8 protein-coding genes are annotated in these 10,263 nt (G+C 42.8%); 3 read left to right on the forward strand and 5 right to left on the reverse strand.

What is annotated here, in order from left to right; translation table 11 throughout:
- Positions 1-247: 247 nt before the first annotated feature.
- Together RIB93_RS07175 and RIB93_RS07180 are read right to left on the reverse strand one after the other, a co-directional pair.
- Positions 248-1,084 (reverse strand): retropepsin-like aspartic protease family protein, encoded by an 837-nt coding sequence (locus RIB93_RS07175; protein ID WP_446371669.1) that lies wholly within the window; start codon positions 1,082-1,084, stop codon positions 248-250.
- Between the two features lie 165 nt (positions 1,085-1,249).
- Positions 1,250-1,783 carry a retropepsin-like aspartic protease family protein gene (locus RIB93_RS07180; RefSeq protein WP_446371671.1) on the reverse strand — a complete coding sequence of 178 codons (534 nt, stop codon included), beginning with the start codon at positions 1,781-1,783 and terminating at the stop codon, positions 1,250-1,252.
- Between the two features lie 490 nt (positions 1,784-2,273).
- Here RIB93_RS07180 and RIB93_RS07185 point away from each other — a divergent pair, with 490 nt between their 5' ends.
- From RIB93_RS07185 to RIB93_RS07195, 3 genes are read left to right on the forward strand one after another with little or no spacing between them, the layout of a single operon-like run.
- Positions 2,274-5,498, forward strand: a complete 3,225-nt coding sequence (locus RIB93_RS07185) for a response regulator (RefSeq protein WP_446371673.1) — start codon at positions 2,274-2,276, stop codon at positions 5,496-5,498.
- The gene (locus RIB93_RS07190) at positions 5,479-6,891 is read left to right on the forward strand and encodes an adenylate/guanylate cyclase domain-containing protein (protein WP_446371675.1); all 1,413 of its coding nucleotides are present in this window, start codon (positions 5,479-5,481) and stop codon (positions 6,889-6,891) included. The genes RIB93_RS07185 and RIB93_RS07190 overlap by 20 nt, the downstream gene beginning before the upstream one ends.
- 1 nt (position 6,892) lies before the next feature.
- Complete coding sequence (locus RIB93_RS07195; protein ID WP_446371677.1) at positions 6,893-7,270, forward strand: response regulator transcription factor; 378 nt, start codon at positions 6,893-6,895, stop codon at positions 7,268-7,270.
- A 15-nt stretch (positions 7,271-7,285) separates the two neighbouring features.
- Here RIB93_RS07195 and RIB93_RS07200 read toward each other — a convergent pair whose 3' ends face one another.
- The 3 genes from RIB93_RS07200 to RIB93_RS07210 form a co-directional block, all read right to left on the reverse strand.
- A complete protein-coding gene (locus RIB93_RS07200; RefSeq protein ID WP_446371680.1) occupies positions 7,286-7,570 on the reverse strand; it encodes a tryptophan-rich sensory protein in 285 nt (94 codons plus the stop codon).
- Between the two features lie 143 nt (positions 7,571-7,713).
- Positions 7,714-9,093 (reverse strand): MFS transporter, encoded by a 1,380-nt coding sequence (locus RIB93_RS07205; RefSeq protein WP_446371682.1) that lies wholly within the window; start codon positions 9,091-9,093, stop codon positions 7,714-7,716.
- A 109-nt stretch (positions 9,094-9,202) separates the two neighbouring features.
- Complete coding sequence (locus tag RIB93_RS07210; protein ID WP_446371684.1) at positions 9,203-9,628, reverse strand: RidA family protein; 426 nt, start codon at positions 9,626-9,628, stop codon at positions 9,203-9,205.
- Positions 9,629-10,263: the final 635 nt, after the last annotated feature.

Genomic DNA, 10,263 nt, shown 5'->3' on the forward strand with positions numbered 1-10,263 from the left:
TGAACAACAAAACCCGCCCTTTCTCACCGACAAGTGAACAACAAAACCCGCCCTTTCTCACCGACAAGTGAACAACAAAACCCGCCCTTTCTCACCGACAAGTGAACAACAAAACCCGCCCTTTCTCACCGACAAGGGAACAACAAAACCCGCCCTTTCTCACCGACAAGTGAACAACAAAACCCGCCCTTTCTCACCGACAAGTGAACAACAAAACCCGCCCTGATTAAATCATCAGGATAAAAAATTATGAACGTTTGCGAAATTCAATCACACTATCTTTGATGGTGATGTCATAGCCGTCAAAAAAGTCATGTCCCAAGAGTCCAACAGGCATAGCTGGCGGTGCGATCGCGACTTCTATGTCTCGTTTCAGGCGACCATCGCTTTCTATGGACTCCAGAATCGCCACTGGCATTTGTACAACCGCGCCATCGGCTACACTCATTTGGCTGAACCCAACTGGTTTTAAGTTTAGTGAGGACGCGATCGTTTGGGTGATTAGCGTATTTGTTGCTCCGGTATCAAACAGCATATCAAATTCCCGTTGACCATTAAAGGTAACTTCGATAATGGGAATACCTCGAACTTTTCCTTTTATCGGTATTGAGAAAAACTGGGGACTACTATCCCCTTGTTTCGGTTTCGGCGGTGGCGGTGTGGATCGCTGTTTAGCATCTGCCAGCAGGTTTTGGTATTGAGATAACTTCTGTTGGGCGGTTGAGTGGTGCTGACTGGAAGCGGGTACAGCTTTTAATAACTGAATGGCTTCTTGCCAACGATTCGCCACTAAATTCCAATCCTCTCGACTCACGGCTGATTGACTAATCGTAACCGCACTTGTCGCCACATCAATGGCTTCTTCGTAGGTATCTGATTGAGGGGGTGACGGCGGCTGAGGTTTTGAGGCTGGCGATTTGGGCGAGGGAGAAGCGGAAGGGGTGGAAACCGGACTAGCGGCTTGCGTCGGAGTAGGACTTGCAACCGTATCCGCCTCACTATTACTACATGCACTGTTGAGTAGGGTTAATGTGCTGAATAAAGCGATCCAAACACGACGACTCCAGAAAGATTGCCACATCATTGGTAATTTGTCCTTTGTCCTTTGTCATTAATCATTGGTTATCGGTCATTGGTCATTTAATAAATAATTATCGCACTTGATGGGGGCAGGTTTTGAATCAACGTTACCATCAACAGCTAAACCCAATTCCCTCGCATCCGCCCCTACTTGGCTCAACATTCCTCCCTACCGATATCTAAGTTCGATCACATTTTCCTTAATCGTCACATCGTAGACACCAAAAAATCCTTGTCCTAATAGTCCGATATCGAGGTATTGATTAATCGTCACCTCCGGATTCGTGACTTCAATACCGCCGACGGCGACAGAATTAACGCGACCTCGCGGAACTTCAACTTTGCCACCCGCCGTGGAGGTGATAACGATGCCTTCTGGCGCAACGTTTAAGACTTGTGCCATTGGAGGGGTAATCGCAATTCCAGACGCCCCTGTATCGAAGAGCATTTCAAAGCGGCGGTTACCATTAAATTGAACATCAACGACCGGAATTCCGGACACTCGGCGTTTGATGGGAACTTGAATCACCGAGGGTGTCCTGCTACCACTACCACAAAGATGACCTAGATCCATGACATTGCCGTTGCTGTCTTCTAGGTAGCAGGGCAAATCGCTCTGGGAATGGGAGATACTGGTAGATGAGAGAATTCCTGCGATCGCGAGGAATACAGGTAAAACTTGGCGGGATAAATAGCGTTTCATGGTGATCTGGCGCCCAGTTCGGCAGCAATCGTTGTCAGTCGTCCAATTTTCTATTTCTTAATTTAACCCACAATCAGGGGGGCGCGTCTTCTGTTCAGCTCATCTTAGGGGTTGTCAGGGAACAGAGAACAGGGAACAGGGAACGGGCAATACGTAATTGATTCGTCTTAGCTGACCCATATTTTAGCGATGATGAGAGTGAACTAGATTGAACAGGTTACTCATCCGGATATCTGATCGAGATGATGTAGATATTAATAAAATTTCATGATTCTTCGTTGTTACAAAATTGTGGCTAAAGAAACATCAGAATCTTATTCAGTAGATTAAAAACTTGGGGAGTCGTGCAAAAATTTAAAAGCCATCCATCTAAAAATGCGAACAATTGAGTTAGATCTATCTTGCGCCCCTCAACCCCTGCTCCCTTGCTTTCCCGATTCCATCTCATCAACGTTAGAACTGTCTGTCTTAAACCTTCACCCGCTCTAAAATGGCTTTTCCTATCTTTTCCGGGCAACAATCTATCACACGGCGAACGCTGGTTAATGTAGGCTTAAGGATTGCTGGAGTTATCGTTGTATTAACGACGTGGAGTTATTTTCACACCTTATCCTTTTTTGAAGCTGAAGCATTGGAACGGGTCAAAAAATATGTATATGAACGAGGTGAACGGGAAAGCATTCTCTTCTCTATCGCTGTAGATAATCATACGCTTCTCAAACAAGAGTTACTAAAGCACCTAAAAGAACCAGATTATAATTCCTATACTAAATTCGATCAGCTCTTTGTCGAGTGGTCTGATGGTGTGATTCGTAATCGACCAAAAGATCAGCCTCCGGGAAAGTTCGACACCCTTGAGCAGGCGGGGGTTTATATTGATGAAAACCTGGTCATTGATGCAGAGGTTCGACAGCGAGTTCTCGCCTTTTACAACCTAACCACAACCTATGGCTCAGTTTGGCATCATCGTTTTATCAATACCTACATTACTAGCCCCGACAATATTATCGCCATCTATTGGCCCGGAACGCCCTGGGTGCAACGAGCTTCGACTGAACTTAATCTACAAAACGAGAAAAAAACTTATCGTGCTAAAACCCAAACCAATGCAGAGTCGAATACGGTATGGACAGGACTGTACTACGATCCTCAGGCTCAAGATTGGATTGTCTCTGTGAAAACACCTGTTAATTTAGATGGTGAACATATTGCCACAATTGGACATGATTTGACTCTGAATCAACTGATTAATCGCATGACTGAGGAGCATACTGAGGGCGGTTATAATATTCTTTTTAGCGGGGATGGTCATCTCATTGTTCATCCCGATAAAATCGAGAAAATCAAACAAAAAAAGGGGCGATTCAATATTCTTAAATCCGATGACCCCCACCTTCAGCGTATCTTTCAATTGGTCAAAGACATAACCCCCAATCAAGTCATCATTGAAAATACTAAAGATAATGAATACTTAGCTGTCGCCAGAATTAATGAACCAGATTGGTATTTAGTTACCGTTTTTCCCCAGTCAATTTTAGCCAAACCCGCCCGGGATACAGCCGGATTCATTCTGGGGTTAGGAATTGTAGCACTTGTGCTTGAACTCTTAGTCCTCTATTTTGTCCTGCGTCGCCAAGTTACAAATCCCTTAATTGAGTTGATGGGAGCAACGGAGCGAATTGCGGCTGGAGATTTGAATATTCAACTGGATGATACTCGCAAAGATGAGTTAGGACGTTTGGCAAATCTGTTCAATTCAATGGCGGTTAAAGTCTACGTCCGTGAACAATTCTTAAAACAAGCTGAATCAGAAGCCAAGCGCTTACAGAAAACTGAAGCAGATACTCGCCAGCATGTTGAAAGTATTAATCAAATTCTCGAAGGTCGCGTTGAAGAAAGAACCGCTCATTTGACGGCTATTATTAATAATTTAGTCGATGGCTTACTGGTTACTGACACTGAAGGAAAAATATCTCAGTTCAATCCCGCTTTCCTCCGGATGTTAGGGTTAGGAGAACTGGATATTACGGATAAAAAAGGTCAAGATATATTAAGCAGCGAGTTAGTGGAATTAGTCGCCCAAACCCAAAACCATCACCGGGAAGTATTTACCGCAGAAATTGATCTAGCGGGGGGACGTATTGGTAAAGCTGTAGCCACCGCCATTGATAAAGTGGCTTTGGCTGATGGTGCAGTTGAGGAGTTTCTTGGTTCAGTTATCCTGATTCGAGATATTACCGTTGAAAAAGAAGTAGATCAGATGAAAACGGATTTTATTTCTACCGTTTCCCACGAATTAAGAACCCCATTGACTTCTGTCTTGGGATTTACTAAAATCATCAAGAAAAAACTCGAAGATGTCATTTTCCCCCAAATCCAAACCGACAATAAGAAAATTAATCGAACGGTTCGCCAAGTCAAAGATAATGTCAAGATTATTGTATCTGAAGGAGAACGATTAACGGCTTTAATTAATGACGTTCTCGATATTGCCAAAATGGAAGCCGGGAAAGTTGATTGGAATATGCAGCCGTTGTTGGTTCACGAGATTATTGAACGGGCAATTGCGGCGACATCCTCGTTATTTGAGACTAAACATATTCAATTTATTAAAAAGGTGGAAACTGAGCTGCCAGAAATCTCTGGGGATAAAGATAGACTGATTCAAGTTCTGATTAATTTAATTTCCAATGCTGTTAAGTTTACTCAAAAAGGATCAATAACCTGCCGAGCGACAAGAAAACATAGTGAAATTATTATTAGTGTTATTGATACAGGTATGGGTATTGCTCCTGCTGATCAGCCTCAAGTCTTTGAAAAATTTAAGCAAGTCGGGGATACGTTAACAGATAAACCGCAAGGAACGGGTCTAGGATTACCGATATGTAAGCAAATTATCGAACATCATAGTGGCAGAATTTGGGTCGAAAGTGAGCTAAAAAAAGGAAGTACATTTTCGTTTACCCTTCCCATTCATACTAATCTACCTGTCCAAGTGAATATGATGGATATGGACACATTGGTTAAGCAGCTTCAAGTAACGGTCACTCCTGACAACTCATCCACGAACAAGACTGCCAATAAAACAGTACTGGTTGTCGATAATGAAGCCTTAATTCGTCAACTGTTGCGACAAGAACTCGAGTCACGGGGATATCAAGTCCGGGAAGCCAAAGATGGTCTAGAAGCGATCGCACTCGTTAAGCAAGAAAGACCGGATCTAATTACTTTGGATGTGATGATGCCAGAAATGAATGGCTTTGATGTTGCGGCGGTCTTAAAAAATGATCCATCAACTATGGACATTCCAATTATTATTTTGTCCATTATTGAAGACCACGAACGAGGATATCGATTAGGAATTGACAAGTATATCACTAAACCATTTGAATCAGAACAATTGCTTCAGGAAATTGATTCTTTAATTGCTCAAGGAAGTTCTAAAAAGAAAATATTAGTCGTTGATGAAAATATATCCACGGTTAAAACCCTAGCTGATGTCCTAACCGCCAGGGGATATAATGTGATTGAGGTCTTTGATGGGGAAGATTTTAAAGAAAAAGCTATTTCGGTTAAACCGGATATGATTATTGTCAATTCTGAGTTGTCGGAGCGATATAATATTGTCAAAACCCTACGATTTGAAAAGGGACTGGAAAACGTATTTTTTCTCTTATTAGCGAATGAAAAATCCGATGGTTACCATCAGCCTTAAAAAGTTGTTGAAGAAAAAAGATGTTTTATCTCTGATCAAGGAAATGAGTGCAGTCATGGAGACACCAATTCTGATTCAGGATACCCAAGGTTGTCTCCTGTTTGGTGAAGTAACTCCAAAGGAACTGGACAGGTATCCGGTCAAGCTGGCTGATGATATTATTGGTTGGATCAAAGGAGAAGAAAAGGCGGCATCCTTGGCATCTCTGCTGAGTTATATTGCCAATAAAGAGCTTCAGGAAAAAATGTTAGCGCGGGAAACCTTGGATAAATATAAAGAAATTAATATGCTTTATAATATCTCAGGGCGATTAACCGCATGTCTTGATCTCAAACAAGTTGCCAACTTAATCATTGATGAAGCCACCCGATTAATTAAAGCCACCAGTGGTTCACTCATGTTATTAAATTCAGACACCAGTGAGTTTGAGTTAATCGCCGCCATTGGTCAAGAATATGACCCCAAAACGCCCTTGGCGTTGGGGAAAGGAATTGCAGGTAATTTGATTTTGACGGGGAAAGCTGAAATTATTAATAATGTGCAGGCGGATATTCGATTTGTCGCAGGTAAAAATAAAATTTACTCTCTGATTTGCGCTCCTATGCAAACCAAAGATGGTATCATTGGGGTGATTAATATTAGTCACGAAGAGCCAATTAATTATACGGCGGCTGATTTAAAGTTATTAACTGCATTAGCATCCCAAGCGGCATCTGCCATTGAAAATGCAATTTTGCATGAACAAAAACTAAAAGAGGAGCGGATTAAAAGTAATCTCGAACGTTATGTCTCGGCTAAAGTTGTTGAAGCTATCCTGGAAGAAAAAGATGATTTTTCCTTCGAGCCAGCTAAACGGGATATTGCAATTTTATTCTCAGATATTAGAAACTTTACCACGAAATGTGAGGAATTACCTCCGGAACTAATCGTCGAATACTTGAATGAATATTTTACCCACATGGTTGATGTAATTTTCAGCTATGGCGGAACTGTCAATAAGTTTGTGGGTGATATGATTGTGGCAATGTTTGGCGCTCCCTCTCGCTTAGTTTACAGTGAGCAAGGTGCGATTAAAACAGCAATTGAAATGCAAAAGCGGATAAAAGCCATTCCGGTTCCTTGGATTCGGCAAAATTTTATTACCGGAATTGGTATCAGTTCAGGGGAAGTGATTGTGGGAAATGTTGGCTCTCCTCAGCACATGGATTATACTGCTATTGGGGATAAGGTCAATATTGCCTCTCGTCTACAATCCATTGCCAAAGGGGAACAAATTTTGGTGTGTCGCAGTGTCTATGATGTCACCTATAATCTGTTTGAGTTTAAGGAAGTTGGCATGGTGCAAGTGAAGGGAAAGAAAAAACCTGTAGATGTATTTGAAGTGGTCTATTAAGATGAATAAGAAAGTGTTGATTGTTGATGATGAACCGCATATTCGCCTGTTAATGGCACAAACCTTAGAGGAATTGGAAGATGAAGGCGTAGAAGTCCTGATTGCAAAAAATGGGGAAGAGGCAATTGAAACCATTAAAACGGAAAAACCTGATTTAGTGTTTCTGGATGTAATGATGCCTAAAATGAATGGTTTTGATGTCTGTCAGGCGGTTAAAAATAATAGTGAAATCAAAGATGTATATATTATTATGTTGACGGCAAAGGGGCAAGAGTTTGATAAAGAAAAAGGACAACAAGTCGGGGCAGATTTGTATATGACTAAGCCGTTTGATCCTGACGAAGTTGTCGAAAAATCGTGGGAAATTTTGGGGTTATGAGGGGGATAGTATTTCTTACTTTTCACGGGCTCTGGAAAACCTCTCTCCAAACCTCTCTCCTGCAAGGAGAGAGGCTTTGAATTTTCCCCCTTCATTGAGCAGCCGATAAAGAATTACAATGATCATCAGATAATATAGGCATCCTACACTATACCATCCGGTTAAGGGGAGTGAGTACCACGGTTGATTGATTTGCTTAAACCAAGTTTCCAATGCGTCTCCAGTTAGCCATCCACCGATAATTCCGAAAAAGACGCAGATACCAATCGATGTGAATAAGTTCTTGACCTTTTTGTTCATTAGGGTTTTTTTCGCTGTCGGACAGGTGGTGGAAACCTAAGTTTTCGGGTAATGGGGAACAGGATATGCCGAATTAAGCCAGCGTTTAACTGGACATAATCAGGTTTTATGTTCCCCCGAATTAGGCTAGATTCGCCGTCATTTTACTGCTGTGGATTATGGGAAAAAAGAGTCAAAATGAGTGTAATTGCTGGGAGTATACCACAAGCATAGAGACCAGGTTGATAGGAACCCACTTGATCCTTAAATACAGCTAAGAATGAAGGTCCTATTGCACTCGCGCATACCATACTCATCATCTGAACGCCAGCAATCGCCCCCAAATGCATTCGACCAAAGAATCTTGGCAAAGCTACAGTAGATAAGGTACTAAAACAGCCGCCACTCGCGCCTAATCCCACAATGGTTAGTCCCCGTAACCAGCCTATACCCAGATTGGCAGCACAAGTAAAGCCGATAGCTTGAAACAAAATCATGAACAAGAATAGATATTTCAAAGGAACTCGGTCGGCGCTTAGTCCCATCGAATACCCCACAATAGTGGAGAGAATTGCCATGGGTAAGAACAGAGACACTGCCTGAATTTGCGATAATCCGGCTTCTGCGCCAATATCAACGATGTGAAAGGTAATCCCGGTAACGACTAAAGCGTGAGAGGATAAGGTTAATGTTGCTGCCCAAAAAATTCGGGTACGCAGCGCTTGGGAACGAGTAAAATCTTGTATCTTGTTCTCACTGACAGTTTGTTCGGTGGTGACTGAAGTTGGCGCTACTCCGTCCATAATCAGACCACATTCTTCCGGGTTATCTCGGTAGAACATCCAGCCAACAAATCCCATGCCAATCCCCACAATAGCTGCCATTGTTACCCAGGTATATCGCCAACCGAAGCCGTTAATCCAGGTACTCAGAATTAACGGTGCAATGGAAAAGCCAAAGGAGACAAATACACCGGTTGTACCGGAGACAAACCCCCGACGACGGTCAAACCATTTGCCTAAGGTGGTACGGCTGGTCATTGTCAGCATTCCTTGACCGGAAAAGCGCAGGCTGGTAAAGCCGAGTCCGAGTATTATCAGCGCTATGGCTGAATGATCAAGGGGTAGTATACTATTGACAAAGATAGCAATGCGATCGCACAAACTCAAATAACAGAGTGTTCCCCCCAGCCACAGCGACGAACCCACTACAATAACTCGTGCGCCAAAGCGGTCAAGCAATACACCCCCCATGGGTAATAGGAGACCACTGGTTAAGGTTCCCACCAGGTAAGCATTACTCAATTCCAAACGTGATACACCCGTCGCCCGTAGCAAATGATCTGTGAAAACGCTCACTCCTACAGTTTGACCCGGAATACTCATAATGATCCCAATCGTGCAAACCACCGCAATAATCCAGCCATAAAAAAACGGGAAACGAGTGGTGGAGAAGGGATAGTTAGGATGTAGTAACCTTCTGGGAATTGTTTTATCTGTTGCAGAAATTGAGCCTTTTTCAGCAAGTTTGGATCGAAATTTCATTAAAATGCACCACGTCTTGAGCTTTGCTGTCTACTTTGCCATACTTATTGTGAGTTGGCATCCTTCTATGGCGGCGATTCTCCATTGTTTCAGACTGACAGCTTAGATTTTATCGCAGCGCTGTACACTTGATTTCCACGATGAGTCCAGGGTCAGACAAGGCGGTGACACCTACTTTTGTCCAAGTTGGATATTTCTCAATAAAGTACCGATCTTTTATTTCCATAAACAGCGACAAATGAGGAATCATTAGTGGTCTTGAAGCTGGAATAGACGCTGGACTTGTGACATGATAGGTTACAAGTTCTACAACATTGTCAAAGGTTACGCCTGCGGTTAAAAGAACTTTTTTGACATTTTCAAACGCCTGGATAAACTGTTCTTCTATTCCCTCAACCACTTGTAACTTTTCGTCGCGACCCACTTGACCGGAGACATAGACTGTATTTCCGATTCTAATACCTGGACAATAGTGATACTTTTCATATAGGATTTCCATACCTGTGGGAATAATCACTTCGCGAGTCGCGACCATAACTCATCTCCTTGCGTAGACAATTATGCCAATACTTTACCTCAGAACTGGGGGCTAATCAGGGTAGCTTGATGATTTTAGTCAGCCCTCAACTCAAGTTGGGGCTAAAAGCTTAAACCCGTTAAAACGGGTTCAATGATTTACTTATACGGAAGGTGGCGAGGGCGTGAGTGGGTGATACAAAGTCAGCCCTCAACTCAAGTTGGGGCTAAAAGCTTAAACCCGTTAAAACGGGTTCAATGATTTACTTATACGGAAGGGGGCGAGGGTGTGAGTGGGTGATACAAAGTCAGCCCTCAACTCAAGTTGGGGCTAAAACTTAAACCCGTTAAAACGGGTTCAATGATTTACTTATACAGAAGGGGGCGAGGGCGTGAGTGGGTGATATAAAGTCAGCCCTCAACTCAAGTTGGGGCTAAAAGCTTAAACCCGTTAAAACGGGTTCAATGATTTACTTATACGGAAGGGGGCGAGGGCGTGAGTGGGTGATATAAAGTTGCAGTCTAATGTAGAACTTTCTTTTTCCCCCAATTTCCCCATCTCTTTAAGTTGACATGCATGGGAGGGGTCTTTTCCCTAGTGAGTTAACCAACCGGATCATTTTCTGGTATCCAAGTTAGCCAGATTCGGCTTCA

The sequence above is a fragment of the Coleofasciculus sp. D1-CHI-01 genome (assembly GCF_040218875.1).
In the GTDB taxonomy this organism is placed as follows: Bacteria; Cyanobacteriota; Cyanobacteriia; order Cyanobacteriales; family Coleofasciculaceae; genus Coleofasciculus.

Coding starts and splice junctions, on each gene's coding strand:
- RIB93_RS07190 (WP_446371675.1), top strand. CDS start 5,479: ATGGTTACCATCAGCCTTAAAAAGTTGTTGAAGAAAAAAGATGTTTTA.
- RIB93_RS07175 (WP_446371669.1), bottom strand. CDS start 1,084: ATGATGTGGCAATCTTTCTGGAGTCGTCGTGTTTGGATCGCTTTATTC.
- RIB93_RS07200 (WP_446371680.1), bottom strand. CDS start 7,570: ATGAACAAAAAGGTCAAGAACTTATTCACATCGATTGGTATCTGCGTC.
- RIB93_RS07195 (WP_446371677.1), top strand. CDS start 6,893: ATGAATAAGAAAGTGTTGATTGTTGATGATGAACCGCATATTCGCCTG.
- RIB93_RS07185 (WP_446371673.1), top strand. CDS start 2,274: ATGGCTTTTCCTATCTTTTCCGGGCAACAATCTATCACACGGCGAACG.
- RIB93_RS07205 (WP_446371682.1), bottom strand. CDS start 9,093: ATGAAATTTCGATCCAAACTTGCTGAAAAAGGCTCAATTTCTGCAACA.
- RIB93_RS07210 (WP_446371684.1), bottom strand. CDS start 9,628: ATGGTCGCGACTCGCGAAGTGATTATTCCCACAGGTATGGAAATCCTA.
- RIB93_RS07180 (WP_446371671.1), bottom strand. CDS start 1,783: ATGAAACGCTATTTATCCCGCCAAGTTTTACCTGTATTCCTCGCGATC.